We start from the raw sequence: 18,894 nt of genomic DNA, 5'->3' as shown, positions 1-18,894 counted from the left end.
CTTGCCTTGTGATCAGGCGAGTGGTTCTTTTCTATGACCAAATTTTTATATTAAGTTCCGATAGGACGTTCTGTTGTACCAGGATTCGTATCATTTAATGAATGGAAAGACACTGTTTGTCCAAAAACAACGATGATTAAAGCGCAAATCAATAAACTCATTTTTTTCATTTGAATTCCTCCAGTCAAGTATAGGGTGGTTCATGTGATAAGATTCCTTTAAAAAGAGATAGGCTTGATGAATGGCTCCCAACTCTTCAAAGTGTTTTGCAGCTAGTGCACTTAATTCACAGGCACCTTCAGCATCCTTTAATTTTTTTAGCGTGCTGATTTCATCGAAACAGGCTTGAGCTTTTTTAGCCATATCTTCAGTGAAATATAGATGGTATAGCAAATTCATTTTTGCAGTATAGATGGGGAATTTCTCTGTTGCATGTTTCTGTTTGACCAAATTGAAGTAATAGAGGGCTTGTGTTTTTTCATCGATTGAGAGCAGTTCTTTAATTAACATAAACATGGAGTGTTGGAAATAACAAGATGAAAGGTAGTCTTCATCGCTTAGAGCCTTTTCCAAAGCATCGATACACTTTTTTGATTCTCCAGCACCGGCATACAGAATACTGATATTATGAAAAAGCTGTGATGTTAGAAAGTGATCATTTAGACAGTCTGCGATGTGTAATGCTTTTTTGTAGTATTTTTCTGCTCTTATGAAGTCACCAATGTCCATATAATTAGCAGCGGCGATGACAAAGGCTGTCGCTAGTCTTCGTTCATACCCTTCGTGACTTTTGAAAATATCAATAGCATTCTGAATATAGTGAAGAGAAATCAGGCTTTGACGAAGTAGCATATATAAGTTTGCGATTTTCGTATGAAATTCCGCTACTTCTATTTCATCAGGAATGTTTTGTAGTTTTTTCTCGGCAATTTTAAACAGTCCAATGGCTGATGCATAGTCTCTGTTATATGATGCGTAAAGGGCTTTGTATAGGTAAAAATAGTATTCAATTAAGTCGTTTGTTTTAGAGGGGCAATCTAGCTCTGTCTGTTCATTTAGTTTTTTACCTCTTCGTTCATATAACATGAGTTTATACTTGCCTTCTAGCAATGAATAATAAGTCAAGACCTCCTGATTCTCTTCCATTTCTTGAAGTAATTGCTTTAATTCTTTGTACATTGCGTTTGCGCTGTGTACATCATGCTTACGAATCGCAATTCGCCAATCATTTAGACGGTTCCCCACCTGTTCAGCAGAAATGATAGCCATGAAAATTTCACCTCTTTAAGATCCTTTCACCTGTTTCAATAAAAAACGATATCACAATTTATGGAAAAATATAATCGTTTCTGTGAGGTGATTGACAATAGGTAATAAAAAGGAAACTAAAGTCATATGATGTAGCAAATTGTAATGGGACTTGAATATTTACACAAAGGATTAAAATTATTTTTTGGTCATCTAAAAAGGAGATATTTACAATAGGTTTTATGGTTTTGTACGAAAATATCATTGATATATTACACATAAAGAGATTTTAGGTAAATGGAAAGAAAATTGGAAGGTCGATCTATTAAAGAAAATCAGTTATGATGATGCTAGATCAAATTTGGAAAAGAAAATGATAGACGCAGACAATAGTGGGTACCAATGACAAACGCTAGTCTTTTAGAAAGGAAGTTGGTATGAAAAAGAGATTTAAAATCTTAAACTGGAAATCACGGTGATCGTGACGACGCTGTTAATTGTTTTAGTGACTCTTTATATGTCAAAGAGATACTTTTATAACAAAGAAATAGAATTGCTGACAGAATCTTGTCAACAAGTAGACGGCAAAATCATGTTACAAACAAATTATTTTTCGATGGATTATTCGTTTGAGTGCCAAAAAAAATAGAACAGGCAGAAAGCTGCCTGTTTTTACCACGATTAAAAACCTAAATCTTGAAGCCATTGATTTAATCTCATTTCTCGCTTCTCTGCAGTTGATTCATCATATTTCCCAAGATGTAAACTATCTGCGATTTCTCCGTCATTCATAAACATGATTCTTTCAGAACGAAGGGCCACCTTCGGGTCGTGTGTGACGAGCAATAATGTCGCTCCTTCGGAATGGATTTTTGAAAATATGTCCATCACATCTTTCGTTGCATGAGAGTTTAGAGCACCTGTTGGTTCATCAGCGAAAAGGATGTCTGGTTCATTCATAAGCGCTCGACAGATAGCTGCTCTTTGAAGCTGGCCCCCCGATACTTCTGTCAAATATCGATTTGCTAAATGATCAATATCAAGTTGCTCCATTAAATATTGAGCGCGTTTATTCACTTCTGTTCTCGGTCTCTTTTGTGCTAAGTAAGCAGCAGCGATGATGTTGTCAAATAGATTAAGATTCTTTAATAAGTGGCTATGTTGAAAGACAAATCCCATATCTGTTAAGCGCAGAGCAGTTAACTGTTTATCTGTCATTCCCGAGAGTAAACACCCTTTATATTTGATCTCTCCTGTTGAGGCTGTTTCTATACCACTAAGCTGATAAAGCAAGGAAGTTTTCCCGCATCCGGAAGGTCCCATAATGGTTACGAATTCGCCAGTTTTTATCGATAAATAGATATTTTGAAGAATGATTTGTTTCTGCCCTTTGAAAGAATCAATTTGAAAAGACAATCGCTTGGTTTCAATCAAGTGTTCCATGTGAAACATCTCCTTATGAAAGTGTATGCCGTGTAGTTTGACTAGAAAAAAACGTCTTCAATAACAAAGCGGTGAAAGCTAAGCTGACAATAAACAGTGTGATTGGATACACAATGGACACCCATTGTGGTGCCAGCCATTGCAAGCTTGATACCCCTAATGATGCTCCGCCTATACTCATCAAAGCAGGTCCGATGATATGAACAGCAATCGTACCAATCAAGGCACCAAAAGAGAGAACAACGATAAAACTTGTGATATATTGGGCTGTTACATGTTTTATAGAAAATCCAATCGTTCTTAACATGTGGTTTCGACTTGAATCTTTTGCTTTTAACATGTGTAGAAACATGAATAGCATCAAAGTGGCGGTTCCAAAAGCAGCTAATGTAGAAGAAAATGCAACAACTTTTACTAAAGAGGCTGTATTGCCGATTGTTTGATCAACGTATTCCTGCATATCGGTCACTTTTCCTAGAGGGATTTTCTTTTCAAATACAGCCTTTTTCACTGCCATTTCTACTCCTGGTTTTAGTTGGATTTGAATGGTCTTCCAAAGAGCTGGTTGGGAAATTGGTTGTGATATTGCTTTTGCTGTTTTTCCTCCATTGGTGACATCCTGATAAATACCAGTGACCGTTCTTTGAATTTGTTGGCCGTTTGTTACGAGCGTGATCCTTTCTCCTACTTCTTTCTGAAGTGAATCTGCACTGAGTACTGATAAGGAAATTTCTTCTTTATTTAAAGGCTGTCGCCCTTGTAAATAGGAGAGAGGAAATGCTGAGAGATCACCTGTCTCTAAATAAAGTGTTTCTAATGTATTCTCCATTGATTTTGCTTGAAGAGAAGATGTTTCATATAGGGTAGATGCACGAATATCCCGATCTTCACGAATCATTGATTCTATGTCGTTTGTACTTTTCTCTAAATGATTTCCTTTCCGTATGTCAATTCGAAGGTCACTTTTACCAGAGCCAAGGTATGTGATGAAATCTGGCGATTGTAATGTGTGCAATAGCTGAATAGGCATTAGCATTAAAAATGTACAAAGCGCGATAATACAAGTAATCGTTGTGTATAATTTCTTTCGTGATAATAGATCTTTTAAACCAAGCCAAATATTGATCGGTATGAACCTGTTTTTCTTGAGGTGCAAGGGTATTTGTTTTTTATCATTCGGTGTAATGACGCCGCCTTGAAGTGCTTGAGCAGCTGATATTTGACCAAACTTTCTTAGGATAGCATAGCTGCAATAAATGACGATCATGGCCGTCATGATAGAAACAAAAAGTGGAATGAACCAAGAAGTAAAGGAAGGCTGATTCCCCATGTATCGCTGAATATTTGACGTAAACCTATCGCCAAATAATAGCGTTAACCCAAAACCTGCTATGCACCCTGAACAAGCAAGCACGGCATATTTTCCAACGTATAATTGTTTAATTTTTGTTAAAGGAACCCCCAGCACCTTCAGTATTCCGATCTCGCGTTCATCTTCTTCTATAGAAGCCGTCACAGCAAGATGGAGAGAGAGAAGGGCAATGCTCATGAGCAGCATGCAAACAAGCAGGAGGATGGCAATCACCATACCATCTGTCATTGCATTCAGCATACGCAGCAAAGGTAATGTGACAGCCGGTCCTTGTTGTGGCAGCTGCGATGATTGATAAATTGCTTGAAAAGCATCTGCCTGAGTTGCATCATGCAGTAAAAATTCTATTAAATATTCCTTTTTTTGAAACAACTGATGCAATGCGTCCCAATCTTCATGATGGAGAAGGAATCGTTTTGAACTAACAAGACTGGGGTTCATTTGTGCATCTCGCAAGAACGCTTTGATACGAAAAGAGAATTGATTAGACCCTTTTTCAATTAGTAACGTTTCACCTATTTTGAGCTGATACTTTTGTTGAAAATAAATAGGGACAGCCACTTCACCCTTATTTACAGCGAGTTTTTCATTTTGTTCGTTTAAAAGAAAATCAAAATAACGATTTTGTTTCACAAATAAATGATCCATCACACCTGCTTTGGCCTGCTCATGTCCGAACCTGATGTTTGTGTGTTCAATTGGAATCATTGGGACGATTTGATGTGCTTTTACCATAGGCTGCTTACTTGAAAATGTTTCAATGTCTTTTTCATTTAAGGTACCGTCATGCATTTGAACAAAGTCTGGAGCTTTGGCTAAATGGAGTAGATCAGAAATGGAACCATTCAGCTGTACGATCATTTGAGCGGCACTTGTTGCGAGAAATGAAGTCATCATGATGCAAATCGTTAAGCCGATTGAAATGAGACGGTGGCGGGTTAAGTCTTTTTTGATAAACGTCAATCTCATGAGGCTGATTCTCCTTCATGCTGAAGCATGTTTTTTGTTAAGTAGGCAAGAACAAACATGAAAGCACTAACGATTAGCACCGTCACATACATGGTGGCTGAAAATGTATTGAACAAGAATCCATACATCATTTGACCAAGCGGGGCAGCACATTGAGAAACCATTGTCAGATTGGCCATCACTTTTCCTAATTGACGATTTGGCGTCTTCTTTTGAACATGTGAAATTACAACGATTGAGATCATTGTAAGCAGCATAGCAATTGGAAGACATCCTGCTAGAAAGAGAAAATAAGCTGGGTAAGTGCCAAATTGAAGAGCTGTTTTAGACGTTGAGAACGCGACAGGAAGCAATATGATTGCGATGACGAGCAGCCAGCGATATAGAGTAGGGATGCGCCAACGCTTCGCTACAAGTCCGACTAGCAGGGCACCTGCGATGACAGCGAACTCAATCAAGCCCATGCCGATTCCGTACATGATGTCACTGCTTTTCATTGTGACCCTTAAAATGATAGGTCCCCCTACGATAAAAAATGGTGTGAGAATGAAATTTAGCATGGCAGCAAGCAGCATGGATTTTTTTAAAAATGGCTGGCTGCCAATATAGGAAAATCCTTGTTTCATATCTTTTACGAGCACTTTGCCCATATTTTCTGTTAGCGGGCTAGGTGTGAAGGATATGTTTAATCGCAAAAGCATGCAAGCTGATAGAAAAAACACGATAGCACTGGCACCTATGATGGATTGACTTCCAATCAGTCCGTATAGAATGCCGCCGATAATAGGAGCGAGAACGCCTGAAAGTGCCTGCACGCCATTGACGATTCCGTTTGCTTGTTCTAATTGCTCTTGTTTTACTAACTGTGGAATACTGGACATCACAGCGGGAGCATAGAACGTACTCATCACGCCAAGCAGTACCATGACAGCCCCGATCATGTAGAGTGAATCATTTCCTGAGAATAACCAGAAATAAAAGGACAAAATCAAGATGCCAGTAAGAACATCAAATAAAATCATCAAGTTCCTTCTGTTAAATCGGTCAGCGATTGCGCCTGCTAAGGGAGAAAGAAGGAGGGGAACATTAGATAAAGCGAATAGTAGGGCATATAAGTCAACACGCTGGGTCATATCCAGCACGTGTAAAGATAGAACAAACCGAATTAAGGAAGACCCAAAAATGGAAATAATCTGTCCGAGCACGAGGTAAACAAAATGGGATGAACCTCTTTTGGCTAATAAAGACACGGGTGTCACTCTCCTTTCAGACCGACCGTCAGTCTATAATGTATGCAGGATTGGTATTGAAGTGACCAATCACTGATTGTGTTCATCCGTCTCACCACTTAATCGTTTGAGGAGAAAAGAGAAGCTTCCCTTTTCTGCTTGTAATGAGGATTCGAGGATGTCGATAAAAGCTAGAGCGCGCTGCATGCTTTCTTCAGCTGTCCATTGAAAAAGACCTTCATCAAATATGACCTGTGCAGAAGCAAGAAGGAATTCCACCGTTTCTTGCGGGTAATTCGTTTTGAATGTCCCGTTTTCAACCCCTTGCTGGATGACGTCAGCTAAAATGGGTGAGAGTTCTTTAATCGCTTTGATTAAGCTTTTTTGGTGCATTTCTGCATTAGAAGGTTGGTGAAATTGTTCAATCATGCCCTGTTTATTGCTTCCTTGCTGTGGCGATTGCGCCATGATGATACGAAATAGTTTGGCGACCACTGGAAGGTCTGGCTCAGCTGCGATACGCTTTGCCACAATGATATCTGCTTTGATGATCCTGTCGATAATGGCATCCATCACTTCTTCTTTGGATGTAAAGTAATAATAGAAGGTGCCTTTTGCAATCCCAACGGCTTTTAATATGTCAATAATTGTGGTTTGCTGATAGCCTTTGGTAGAAAAAAGTTCTTCGGCTGCGTTTAAGATGTCATTTTTACGTTCTTCAGGATGTTTAACGGTTCTCATAAAGCCATCCTTTCATTTGACTAGACTGTCGGTCGGTTCCTTGATTTGATTAAACACTTTTCAATGTACCTTTGTCAATGCCTCATTTTTAAACACTTTGCATGTATTGTGCAATGACACTATGATACATTGAATGAAAAAACCTTCAGGAGAGATGCCTCATGCAATTTTTAACCACTGAATTGGCCCAAGAAATGGTTGAACGAACGATGCGTATTTTACAGAAAAACATCAATGTAATGAATGCAGATGGTGTCATCATTGGTTCTGGTGAACGAAACAGGATTGGACAGAAACACGATGGTGCACGACTTGTGCTGACAAGCGGGGACAGTGTGGAAATTGATCAAGAGACTTCCTTGCGGTTAGAAGGAGTGAGACCGGGAATCAATTTGCCTATTTGCTTTCATGAACAAGTAGTTGGTGTGATTGGCATTACTGGTGAGCCAGAGGACATTCGGCATCATGCCGAGTTGGTGAAAATGGCAGCTGAGCTGGTGTTAGAGCAATCTTTTCTGCTTGAACGGGTTCAGTGGCGGCAGCGAATAGAAAGTGAAATTGTCAATCAGTTGATTTCTGATTCTGACATCGGTGATCATCAGTTAAAGAATCGAACTGCATGGTTGGGCATGGAGTTAGATAAGCCCCGGACGGCCATCGTTTTTCAGCCAGTTCCATCCTCAGAGGACGCTGTGCATAAAATGATACATGCAATTCAATACGATAAAAATTCGGATGACTTGCTAGGCATGACTTTTCGTCATGAATTGGTTCTTTTAAGGCAGCCGATTCTTGATCATTGTTTAAAGCATGAGGCAGGGCAGCTGAAAAGAACAATGGAAAGAGCAATAGAAGGCCAGGTGCTGGTGGGGGTAGGGACTGTCGCTGATGACATAAGCCGGCTGCCATTGTCTTTTGAGCATGCGAGAGATGCGATAAGGCTTGGGAAAATTCTTGGCCCTGAGGAGGGTGTTTATTTTTTTGAATCTTATCAGCTGGAAAGCCTATTCATGATGGCGGGAGCTGCTGAAGAAAACAGGAGATGGACTGATTTTTACAAGCCATTAATACAAGAGGCGGAGCTTACCCATACATTGAAGATTTATATTGAAGAGGGCGGTGATTTACAAAGAATTGTTGATCGTTTATATATTCACAGGAACACATTGCGATATCGTTTAGACAAAATTCAAACATTAACCGGAAAAGATCCCCGTCATGTGAAACAGTTAATGGAACTTTATTTGGCACAGTTGATGAGTCAGTTCGATTGATTGTGCATATGCACAATTGATTGATGCGATAAATGAAAAAAGTTCATCTAGATTCACAATCCGATTCCAGTTAGTAAACGCTTACAATTGAAGAAAGATATTTTGGGGGGATCGAGGATGAATGGAGATGTGACTGTAAGTACACTGGGAGCCATTATGGCGCTAGTCATTGCAATTGTTCTTATTCTAAAAAAAGTATCACCAGCGTATGGCATGCTGGTAGGTGCATTTATAGGTGGTTTAATTGGCGGAGTAGATATTGCTCAGACCGTCAATGTCATGATGGAAGGTGCTAAGGGCATGATTCCCGCTGTCCTTAGAATTATGGCGGCAGGTGTACTGGCTGGCGTTTTAATTGAGTCGGGTGCAGCTTTATCTATTGCCGAGGCTATCGTGAAAAAGCTTGGAGAGGCGAGGGCGTTGTTAGCACTGGCACTGGCAACCATGATTTTAACGACAGTGGGCGTTTTTGTAGATGTTGCCGTTATCACGGTAGCACCTATTGCACTTGCCATTGCCAAACGGGCAAAGCTGTCAAAAACGGGGATTCTACTTGCCATGATTGGAGGCGGAAAGGCAGGAAATATCATGTCACCGAATCCGAATGCTATTGCCGCTTCTGATGCATTTGGTGTACCACTTACTTCAGTGATGGCAGCAGGTATTATTCCAGCTGTATTTGGGTTAGCTGTCACATACGTTTTAGCTAAAAAGCTCGCGAAGAAAGGGTCACCTGTACTTGAAGAAGGAGTCAATCAAAACAAGGTTCAAGTACCTGCCTTTTTACCAGCTGTGATCGGTCCGCTTGTTACCATTCTATTATTGGCCCTAAGACCGCTGTTTCAAATCAATATAGATCCAATGGTTGCCTTACCTGTTGGGGGTATTGTAGGCGCTCTTTTCATGAAAAAAGGGAAATTGATCAATGATTATGCGATGTCCGGGCTGAACAAAATGTCAGGTGTTGCAATTATGTTATTAGGAACAGGTACACTAGCAGGAATCGTTTCGAATTCTTCCTTAAAAGATGTGTTGATTCAAGCACTTGATGCATCGGGATTACCTCCGTATTTACTTGCACCAGCTTCAGGGATTTTTATGTCAGCAGCCACCGCTTCGACAACAGCTGGAACGGCGGTAGCGAGTGGTGTATTTAGCGGCACATTAATTGGTCTTGGCGTATCTGCTCTTTCAGGGGCAGCGATGATTCATGCTGGCGCAACAGTGCTAGATCATATGCCGCACGGGAGCTTTTTCCATGCAACAGCGGGAAGTGTTCAAATGGACATCAAAGAGCGGTTGAAACTCATGCCTTTTGAATCGTTAATTGGTTTGACATTAACCGTTGTATCGACCATTATTTTCGGCGTTTTCCAGCTGTTTGGCTGAGGACATTTGATAAGAAACGAGGGGCTTTAGGATGAAAATTGTGATCGCACCAGATTCATTTAAAGAAAGTTTATCTGCATATGAGACTGCATGTGCCATTGAACGAGGATTTCATGCGATTTTGCCAAACGCTGAATATATCAAACTTCCCATGGCAGATGGAGGCGAGGGGACCGTTCAATCGCTGGTTGATGCGACGGGCGGTCATGTTGTCAATCAAGTGGTTACAGGTCCGCTTGGTGAACCCGTAGATGCTTTTTTTGGCATGTTAGGAGACGGTGACACGGCGGTCATAGAGATGGCTGCAGCCTCTGGGTTACACCTTGTTCCGCTAGAAAGACGCAATCCGCTATTCACGACATCGAGAGGAACAGGGGAATTAATGCTTGCGGCACTGGATCGAGGAGCAAAGCATGTCATCATTGGGCTTGGCGGAAGTGCAACCAATGATGGCGGTGTTGGAATGATGCAAGGATTAGGTGCGGCTTTCCTTGATCAAGCAGGACAGGAGCTATCGCCAGGCGGTGGGGCCCTTCATCAATTAGCTTCCATTGATCTATCTGGACTTGACCCAAGACTACAATCCGTTCGGCTGGAGGCAGCTTGTGATGTGGATAATCCTTTAACAGGTGAGAGAGGAGCGTCTGCTGTATTCGGTCCTCAAAAGGGTGCTGATGAAGAAATGGTTCAAGTGTTAGACAAGAACTTAGCTCATTTTGCACAAATAGCAGAAAAGCAGTTCAATGTATCCTTTGAGGGGGCAGCGGGAGCAGGAGCGGCAGGAGGACTTGGTGCGAGTTTATTAGGCTTTTTACACGCCGATTTGCAAAGAGGAATTGATATTGTGCTGAAAGCTGTTCAGTTTGAGGAGGTCATCAAGGAGGCTGACCTTGTCATTACTGGGGAGGGCCGGATTGACAAGCAGACTATTTATGGAAAAACCCCAATCGGCGTAGCCAAAGCAGCAAAGCAGTATCACCTGCCTGTGATTGGCATCGCGGGCTCCCTCTCAAAGGATAGTGCAGTCGTACATGAGCATGGCATTGATGCACTTTTTAGTATCGTTCCAGGTGTGACTTCTCTTTCTGAGGCGATGAGAGATGGGGCTATTCATGTAGAGAGAACCGCTCGAAATATTGCGGCTATTATATCAATTGGAAGAAATAAGTAAGCGGTGAAAAATGTTTCCTTTTCTATCACATTCTTTCTATAGAAATGTGGTAAGATTGTATGAAATGAAATAGAAAGTTGGAGGAAACACAAATGTCTAATCTACCAAATTGTCCTTCATGCAGTTCAACGTATACTTATGAGGATGGCAGTCTGCTAGTTTGTCCTGAATGTGCGCATGAATGGTCACTTGAACAAGAACAAGCGGCAGAGGAGCAGCTTGTGGTCAAAGATGCGAATGGAAATCTGTTAAGTGATGGGGATACGGTCTCTGTCATTAAAGATTTAAAAGTAAAAGGTTCTTCTTCCGTTTTAAAAATAGGGACGAAGGTCAAAGGTATTCGTTTAGTGGAAGGCGATCATAACATTGATTGTAAAATTCCTAGCTTTGGCGCAATGAAGTTAAAATCAGAGTTTGTGAAAAAGATATAATGAGTGAAAAGAGGCTGTCAGACAGAAGCCTCTTTTTCTTTATTTATAGGTGAAAGGAATAATCTTAAACTGAACTCCATACATATATACCTGTTGAAAAAGGTTCATTTTTTAAAAAATCAAGCCTCTTTTCACATAAAAAAACACTGCTTTCTTAACCCTACCTTAAAAAAGGCAGAGGATTCTCTAAATTTTGCCTAATCCCCTTCACAACTTTTGGGCATTGCTGTACCATATGGAAGTGTTCTTCTATTTTTGACGGATCGTGGTGTTTATCAGGAAATAGATGATAGATGATACTTAGACAAAGAAGGAGAGGTAACGTGACGAACGTTTTAGAACTGCATAATGTATCTAGACATATTCACGGGAAAAAGATTGTTCAAGACTTGAGCTTTTCTGTCCAAGCGGGCGAAGTCTTTGGCTTCTTAGGACCAAACGGCGCAGGGAAAACAACCACCATTCGTATGATGGTCGGTCTTTCTCCTATTACATCTGGGGACATTCTGATTAATGGTCATAGTATTCAATCCTCTTATCAGCATGCCATTCAGGATGTTGGTGCCATTATTGAAAACCCAGAAATGTATAATCACTTAACAGCAAGACAAAATCTTGTTCACTTTGCCAGAATGAATGGGAAAGTGGATGAAGGGCGAATTGATGAGCTGCTAGAACTAGTCAGCTTACAGCACGTGAAACATAAGCGTGTCCGAACATTTTCATTAGGAATGAAGCAGCGTTTAGGCATTGCGCAGGCTCTTATACATAAACCAAAACTACTGATATTAGATGAGCCGACCAATGGACTTGATCCTGAGGGAATTCGCATGATACGAGATTACTTGAGAAGGCTTGCGAAGGAAGAAGGGCTAGCTGTCATTGTTTCAAGTCACCTCATGTCAGAAATGGAATTGATGTGTGATCGTTTTGCGATTATCCAAAAAGGAAAGCTGATTGCGATTGAGGATCAGCGTGCAGAGACGAATCAGGATGAATTGGTCAATTATCGAATGAAGGTCGCATCTGGTGAGCTGGAAGAAGCGCAGAAGCTCATTGGTGCATTTGAGGAAGGCACGACTGTAAGAGAAGAGGAGCAGTATTTATTCTTCTCCATCCTAGAAGAGAAAATGCCACAATTGATTCGTCATTTGAGTGAGGCTTCTATTCAGTTGTACGAAATCAAAATAGAAAAACAAACCTTAGAAGATAAGTTCTTAAGCTTAACAGGTAAAAAGGAGGCAGACGTATGATTCGCCTCATTCAAAACGAGTGGATGAAGATCAGTTATCGTATTGGAACTTGGATTATGGTTGGCCTTCTTGTTTTAGGTATGATTGCCACGCTGATCTTTGCAGTGAAAACAAATAACGAAGATCAAGCATCAGGTGATTGGAAGACTGAGCTGCAATCGATCAATAAATCAAAGAAGCAAGAATTGAAAGAGAATGATTTAGGATTTTATAAGAGATCTCTTGAAAAGGAAATAGCAATCAATGAGTATCGAATCAAACATGATTTGCCTCCTGAGGGGGAATTCGGTAAAAACGCATGGACTTATGTGAAGATCAATGCGGATTTGCTGCAGTTGGTTGGTGTATTTGTGATTATCATTGCAGCCACGATTGTCTCGGCTGAATATAAGCATGGTACAATTAAATTATTGTTAATTCGCCCGCCTTCAAGAATGAAGGTTCTCTTATCTAAATACTTAACCGTTCAACTTTACTCTCTATTTCTTATCGCGGTTCTATTTTTCCTATCATTTATCTTAGGTGCGATATTCTTTGGATTAAATCATGATTATGTGTATTTGTCCTATCAAAATGGTGAAATCATTGAACGATCTCAGCTTGCAAATATGGTTTCCTATTATTTAGCACATTGTGCTATGTTTGTTGTACTGGGGACACTTTCTTTTGCTATCTCAACGGTATTTAGAAGTGAGGCCATTTCTATTGCAATCAGTGTGTTAGCTTATATTGTTGGAGCATCCATTACAAGCATTTTGATGTTCTTCTTTGATTGGGCGAAATACTTATTGTTTGCCAACGATCCTGCACAATATTTTGCAGACACACCTACTTTTATCGAAGGCATGTCTCTAGGATTCTCACTAACAGTCCTAGTCATCTATTGGGCTATTTTCTTAGCCATTGCCTTAATTGTCTTCCAAAAACGAGAAGTGAAAACAGGCAGTTAAATTTTAAAATTTTTAGGAGGTTTACACATGATTAAGCGTAAAGGTGAAAAAATTATGGGGATTATCAGTATTGTCCTCAGTGTCATTGGTGTTGGTTTTGGGGCATTAATGCTTTCCGTTGATCCATCATTTTATGAGGAAATGAATGAAGTGCTACAAGAGGAAGGCAGCGCATTGCCAATGGAAACACTTGAGGCTTCGGTGCATGCATTTGGTATTCAGTTCATGGTCGTTTCTGGAATTGCGGCGGTACTTGCCATTGTAGGTTTGATTTTCTTGAAAACAGACCGTCGTGCCGTGCTTTCAGGTATTCTTTTCTTAGTTTCTGCTGTGACTCTTTTAATTGGAACAGTTGGTCTTGCATTTGTTCCAATGGTTCTCATGTTTATCGTTGGATTGATGTCTCTTATTAGAAAACCGAAAACAGACATCCACACAAGTGAATATCCTTCATAATGTAAAAAAGACATGCGTCGATGTACGCATGTCTTTCTTTATTTAAACAATGCCAATCAGTTTGGCAACGATCAGTAGGACAATACTGAATCCCCACATCCAGAAGAAGGAATAGCGGATATGTTTCCCCATATCGACTCCTGCAAGACCGATCGCAAGCCAAACGGCTGGAGCGAGTGGACTGACAAAGGTTCCGATGATGTTCCCGATCATCATGGCATACGCCGCGGAAGTGCCCGACACGCCAACTTCAGATGTAATCGATTCGACAATTGGAAGTAAGGCATAATAATAGGCGTCTGTACTTGTCAGCATATCCAGCGGTACCCCAAACATCCCGACAATGATATGTAAAAATGGAAGCAGGAAAGCAGGTAGAATCTGAACGCTGTCCACAGCAATGGCTTTTAGCATGCCCGTTCCTTCAAGAATTCCTAGAAATGAACCTGCGGAGAAAATAACGGCGGCCATCATGAGTGCACTAGGTGCATGCGCCTTGATTCTCTCCATTTGTACATCCACTTTCGGATAGTTAATTAATAGTGCTAGAGAAAGGCCAATCATAAACATATAACTAGCCGGAATCACGTTGAGCACAAGAAGGACAACTACGGCTATAAACAGAATGAAATTCACCCAAATTAGATGATAACGTTTTAAAGCGGCGTCACCTGTCTCGCTAATGGATTGAATAGCCCGGTCCCAATCTGCGCCTTCTAATTGAACAGCAGCAATTTCGTTTGCAGCGATTTTGACCCGGATACGTTTTTCTTCCCTTTTCCCTAAAATAAATGCCATTCCTAATACGAGAACGACCCCAATGAGCTGAATGGGAATGAGTGGCACCCAAAGTTCAGATGGGTCCATATTTAACACACTTGCTGCCCGTCCTGTGGGGCCAGCCCACGGCACCATATTGGTTAAGCCGGCACTCGTCCCGATCAATAACAGCAATAAGTAAGGACTCATATGTAATTTTTTATAAAGTGGAAGCAGTGCAGGTACAGTTAATAAAAACGTCGTCGCTCCTGCTCCGTCTAAATGAGCGATGACTCCTATTAGAGCTGTCCCCATCGCAACCGTGACAACATTTCCCCTTGTCAGTTTAATGAGCGCTTTTATTACAGGTTCAAAGAACCCTGTATCTTGTAAAATGCCAAAAAATAAAATGGCGAAGATAAACATGGTCGCCACTGGCAGTACTTTGATAATCCCTTCTTCAAAGAATGATTGAATGTCATTAATCCCAAATCCTGCGATGAATGCCCCGATTAAAGGCACCATGACCATGGCAACAATTGGACTTGCTTTCCCCCAAATCAGCAATACAACAATCGTTAAAATAATCAATAATCCAACAAACGTTAACATAAGTCCCTCCCCCTACAATAAACCGTTCACATTTACTTGCTCTTTTCATGACAATGCAGTCCCATACCTGCATTGAAAAAAAGGGTATCAAAAATATGAGTATTAGGCAACCGCTTTCATACCTATAAAATGGTGATAAAGGATAATGGAACCAGTATTAGCAAGGGATGAAACATGTCAAAAAATTTAGATAAAATATAACGATTCGAGTTTACAATTAAAACCACAAAATTTGTATAGGTATTTAGACTCACTAAAATAAAAGAAACGTCCAATGAATGGACGCCTCCTATCAATCTATTTTTTCAAGATAACGTACTCGTAAGAATCAAGCTGAAGCTCTTGAGGCACATGTTGACCTGTCAGCATATTTTGATAACCTTCCTCTGACTCTAGTGAAAGGAGCTGCTGGTTTTCCGTAAAATTCATTATAAACACATATTCCTGAGTACCATCTGTTCGCTTTTGTACACTGACTCCCTCAGGGATCGGAGACGACATGATAGCCTGTATACCCAATCCTGTGATGAGATCCTCGTAAAATTCATCATAAAAAGCTTGCTCATTTTCAGAAGCCATATAGTATGCCTTTCCATCTCCAAAAGGATGGACAGTCAGGGCGGGCTGTCCTTCGTAGCAGCCATTCTCAAAATGCCCTAACACAGAGGCCGTTTCAGGATGAATGGATTCGCAATATTGCCCGACATGGTAGGTGCGTCCATTTCCTGTGGTCATTAATACGTGTTCATCAGGCATCAATGTGTTGATTTCTTCCGCCCATATGCCAAGGACATGGCGGAGAGGACCGGGAAAACCACCGAGGAAACAGAGGTCATTTTCATCGACCATGCCGCTCCAATATGTCGCGATAAAAATGCCGCCCTTTTTAACGAAGGCTTCGATTTTTTCTGCCACGCCTGGTTTGATCATGTAGAGCATTGGACCAACGAGCACTCGATAGGATGAGAAATCCTTTTCCATTCCGACAATGTCAACAGGGATGCCTTTTTTCCAAAAGCTTCGATAATGGGTTTGACAAGCCTCGACGTAGCGTTTGTTTGTATTATTTAAGCCTTGCGCATCATCAATGGCCCAGTGGTTTTCCCAATCGTATATGATGGCAACTTCTGGTTGAACGGATGTCCCCGCAATCGGCTGGAGCTGCTCCAGCTGTTTCCCTAGATCAGCGACCTCTTGAAACACGCGTGTATGTTCATGTCCTGAGTGATCCACAACGGCGCCGTGGAATTTCTCGGAGGCGCCTCGCCCTTGGCGCCACTGGAAGTAAAGCACGGAGTCTGATCCATGGGCAATCGCCTGTATGGCATAAAGGTGTGCCATTCCTTTATGCTTCACCTTATTCACTTCATGCCAGTTCACAAGGCTCGGTGTACTCTCCATGACAAGGAATGGCTGACCGTCCTTTAATGAACGATACAAATCGTGAACGAAGGCGACATTTGACGCTAATTCCGCAGTTGTTTCCCTGCCGCTGTGCCATGCTGGATAGCTATCCCATGAAATCACATCGACCTCTTTTGCAAATTGATGATAATCCAGTCCAAGGAATGGCCGCATATGCGGGTAGTCGCCCATAAAATTGGTGGTTACTGGCACATGAGGTGTTAATTCTCGTAGCGGTTCAATTTCATTTTGATAAAAATTGATCGTTTGCGCTGTGACAAAACGCTTCCAATCGAGGTTCATGCCGTGAATCATGTGCTCCCCATGCGGTGCAGGTGACTCGATTTGCGACCAATCACTATACGTGTGGCTCCAAAATCCTGTCCACCATGCTTGATTCAAAGCTTCAAGGTCATGATTGTATTTGTCTTTCAGATAGTCCCGAAATGCTTCCTGACAAAGATCACAATGACATTCACCACCGTATTCATTTGAAATGTGCCACATGATCAGTGCTGGATGATCCTTATAGCGTTCAGCGAGCAGCCGGTTGAGTGTATTCGTTTTTTCTCGATAAACCGGTGAGGTGAAGCAATGATTATGGCGAAGTCCATGTAAGTTGCGCTGACGATTCGCTTCAACTCGTAAAACCTCAGGATATGCTTGTGAGAGCCAAGCAGGTCTTGCTCCGCTTGGTGTTGCAAGAATGGCGTGGGCCCCCTGCGCTGCCAAGCGATCCATGATATCATCCAGCCAGGCAAAATCATATTCCCCTTCTTTTGGCTCGAGCTTACTCCATGCGAAAATGTTGATAGAGAATGTTTGACAGTGTGCAAGCTTCATTAATCGAAAATCTTCATCAATGATCTCCGGCATATGGAGCCATTGATCAGGGTTATAGTCGCCACCATGCAAAAAGCCTTTCACATCTGGGTGAACGAGTGGGTAACGCTTTCCCATTTTGTCACGTCCTATCTGTTTAATTACGGTGTCATTTGTTTAAATACATCAAGAGAAGGAAGTGCTTTTCCGTTGAAATCAAACATCGCCTGATTTTCCCAAGCATTCCCGACCGTGCCGGTTGTTTGAATATAAGCAAGCCCGTATTGACTAGACCACGGCGCGCCTTTTGATGGAATCCAAAGCGGCTCCCAATAAAAGAACCCTTTCCCGCGCTTGTTGTTTACTTGTGAAATTTTCTCTGATAGATCTCGTATAAAAGATGCCTGCCCTTGTGGTGATGCTGGATAACCGGCAGTATGAACGGAATCTTGGTTAAATGAGTTTTCTAGGTTGTCGCCATTTGCTGTTGTAAAGCCGTAGGCGGTTTCTACCACGATGACATCTTTGTTATAGCGGGCGCTAATATCATTCATATTGTTAGTAAGGCCGTTAAATCCGCCATCCCAATATGGGTAGTAAGATAAACCGATCGTATCGAATGAGACACCTCGTTTTGTGATTTCATCAAACCACCAGCGAGATGCGCCATTGTCCCCTCCATGTGCAAGGTGAAGCATGACCTTGATATTTGAATCGACAGAGCGGACAGCATTTGTGCCTGCCTTTAGCAAAGCGGCGAGCCGGTCAAATTCACCACCGCCTTCGCCCCAGCTCTTTCCGTTCGGCCACAACATGCCTGAGTTCAATTCGTTTCCAACCTGTACCATGTTCGGCAGCGCATTTTGGGCCCTCATCGTTTTGAGTACATCCCCAGTGTAAGTGCCAACCGCTTTTACTAAATCGTTTTGTGAAAGAGATGCCCATGATTTCGGTTTGAACTGTTTACCAGGATCGGTCCAGAAATCACTGTAATGAAAATCAAGCAGCACTTTCATATTTTGTGCTTTTGCGCGTTTTGATAGAGCGATGGCTGTATTAAGATCATTTGTCCCGCCGTTATAAGCACGGCCTTGGTTGTCGTATGGATGGTTCCAGAGTCTGATGCGCACGTAGTTGACGCCTTTTTCCTTTAATAGCTTGAGCGGGTCCACCTGTTTTCCGTTCTGGTCGAAGTATCTGCCCCCGCTTCTCTCCACTTCCGCAAGCATGGAGATATCTGCTCCTTTAATGAAATCACCTTGCAGACCATTGATCGGCTGAACGGAAATGGCATCCGCCTTTGCTTCAGGCAAAATCCCTAACCCCATCAAAAAGAAAACAACGATCGTAACAAGCATCCATTTCTTCATC

Annotated in this window: 15 protein-coding genes; 7 read left to right on the top strand and 8 right to left on the bottom strand. The window is 41.6% G+C overall.

Features of this window, described 5'->3' with window-relative positions:
* Positions 1 to 90: 90 nt before the first annotated feature.
* The 5 genes from C5695_RS19745 to C5695_RS19720 all read right to left on the bottom strand — a co-directional run bounded on the left by C5695_RS19745 (position 91) and on the right by C5695_RS19720 (position 7,002).
* Positions 91 to 1,269: a Rap family tetratricopeptide repeat protein gene (locus tag C5695_RS19745; RefSeq protein WP_117732766.1), complete on the bottom strand. Its 1,179-nt coding sequence runs from the start codon at positions 1,267 to 1,269 to the stop codon at positions 91 to 93.
* A 660-nt stretch (positions 1,270 to 1,929) separates the two neighbouring features.
* Positions 1,930 to 2,691 (bottom strand): ABC transporter ATP-binding protein, encoded by a 762-nt coding sequence (locus tag C5695_RS19735; protein ID WP_117732764.1) that lies wholly within the window; start codon positions 2,689 to 2,691, stop codon positions 1,930 to 1,932.
* Between the two features lie 13 nt (positions 2,692 to 2,704).
* The gene (locus C5695_RS19730; RefSeq protein WP_117732761.1) at positions 2,705 to 5,032 is read right to left on the bottom strand and encodes an ABC transporter permease; all 2,328 of its coding nucleotides are present in this window, start codon (positions 5,030 to 5,032) and stop codon (positions 2,705 to 2,707) included.
* A complete protein-coding gene (locus tag C5695_RS19725; RefSeq protein WP_117732759.1) occupies positions 5,029 to 6,282 on the bottom strand; it encodes an MFS transporter in 1,254 nt (417 codons plus the stop codon). Before C5695_RS19725 ends, C5695_RS19730 begins: the two co-directional genes overlap by 4 nt.
* Positions 6,283 to 6,351: 69 nt before the next feature.
* Positions 6,352 to 7,002, bottom strand: a complete 651-nt coding sequence (locus C5695_RS19720) for a TetR/AcrR family transcriptional regulator (protein WP_117732757.1) — start codon at positions 7,000 to 7,002, stop codon at positions 6,352 to 6,354.
* A gap of 161 nt (positions 7,003 to 7,163) precedes the next feature.
* On the opposite strand from C5695_RS19720, the gene C5695_RS19715 reads away from it, so the two are divergent.
* From C5695_RS19715 to C5695_RS19685, 7 genes are all read left to right on the top strand, one after another.
* The gene (locus C5695_RS19715; protein WP_117732755.1) at positions 7,164 to 8,276 is read left to right on the top strand and encodes a CdaR family transcriptional regulator; all 1,113 of its coding nucleotides are present in this window, start codon (positions 7,164 to 7,166) and stop codon (positions 8,274 to 8,276) included.
* Positions 8,277 to 8,393: 117 nt separating this feature from the next.
* Positions 8,394 to 9,665, top strand: coding sequence for a GntP family permease (locus C5695_RS19710; protein WP_117732753.1), 1,272 nt, complete (start codon positions 8,394 to 8,396; stop codon positions 9,663 to 9,665).
* Between the two features lie 31 nt (positions 9,666 to 9,696).
* Positions 9,697 to 10,836 (top strand): glycerate kinase, encoded by a 1,140-nt coding sequence (locus C5695_RS19705; protein ID WP_117732751.1) that lies wholly within the window; start codon positions 9,697 to 9,699, stop codon positions 10,834 to 10,836.
* A gap of 92 nt (positions 10,837 to 10,928) precedes the next feature.
* Positions 10,929 to 11,267 (top strand): zinc ribbon domain-containing protein YjdM, encoded by a 339-nt coding sequence (locus C5695_RS19700; RefSeq protein ID WP_117732749.1) that lies wholly within the window; start codon positions 10,929 to 10,931, stop codon positions 11,265 to 11,267.
* A gap of 293 nt (positions 11,268 to 11,560) precedes the next feature.
* Complete coding sequence (locus C5695_RS19695; protein ID WP_233230761.1) at positions 11,561 to 12,520, top strand: ABC transporter ATP-binding protein; 960 nt, start codon at positions 11,561 to 11,563, stop codon at positions 12,518 to 12,520.
* Entirely contained in the window at positions 12,517 to 13,470 is a 954-nt protein-coding gene (locus tag C5695_RS19690; protein ID WP_117732745.1) for an ABC transporter permease subunit, read from the top strand. Before C5695_RS19695 ends, C5695_RS19690 begins: the two co-directional genes overlap by 4 nt.
* Before the next feature lie 27 nt (positions 13,471 to 13,497).
* Positions 13,498 to 13,926 (top strand): DUF4064 domain-containing protein, encoded by a 429-nt coding sequence (locus tag C5695_RS19685; RefSeq protein ID WP_117732743.1) that lies wholly within the window; start codon positions 13,498 to 13,500, stop codon positions 13,924 to 13,926.
* A 42-nt stretch (positions 13,927 to 13,968) separates the two neighbouring features.
* Here C5695_RS19685 and C5695_RS19680 read toward each other — a convergent pair whose 3' ends face one another.
* From C5695_RS19680 to C5695_RS19670, 3 genes are all read right to left on the bottom strand, one after another.
* Positions 13,969 to 15,297 (bottom strand): CitMHS family transporter, encoded by a 1,329-nt coding sequence (locus C5695_RS19680; protein ID WP_117732741.1) that lies wholly within the window; start codon positions 15,295 to 15,297, stop codon positions 13,969 to 13,971.
* Positions 15,298 to 15,594: 297 nt separating this feature from the next.
* Positions 15,595 to 17,661, bottom strand: a complete 2,067-nt coding sequence (locus tag C5695_RS19675; protein WP_117732739.1) for a beta-galactosidase — start codon at positions 17,659 to 17,661, stop codon at positions 15,595 to 15,597.
* A gap of 23 nt (positions 17,662 to 17,684) precedes the next feature.
* The gene (locus tag C5695_RS19670) at positions 17,685 to 18,893 is read right to left on the bottom strand and encodes a glycoside hydrolase family 53 protein (RefSeq protein ID WP_117732737.1); all 1,209 of its coding nucleotides are present in this window, start codon (positions 18,891 to 18,893) and stop codon (positions 17,685 to 17,687) included.
* Between the last annotated feature and the right edge of the window lies 1 nt (position 18,894).

The sequence above is a fragment of the Bacillus pumilus genome (assembly GCF_003431975.1).
Taxonomy (GTDB): Bacteria; Bacillota; Bacilli; order Bacillales; family Bacillaceae; genus Bacillus; species Bacillus pumilus_N.
The sequence above is the reverse complement of the archived record's forward strand: the minus strand, read 5'-3'. Positions and strand labels throughout refer to the sequence as shown.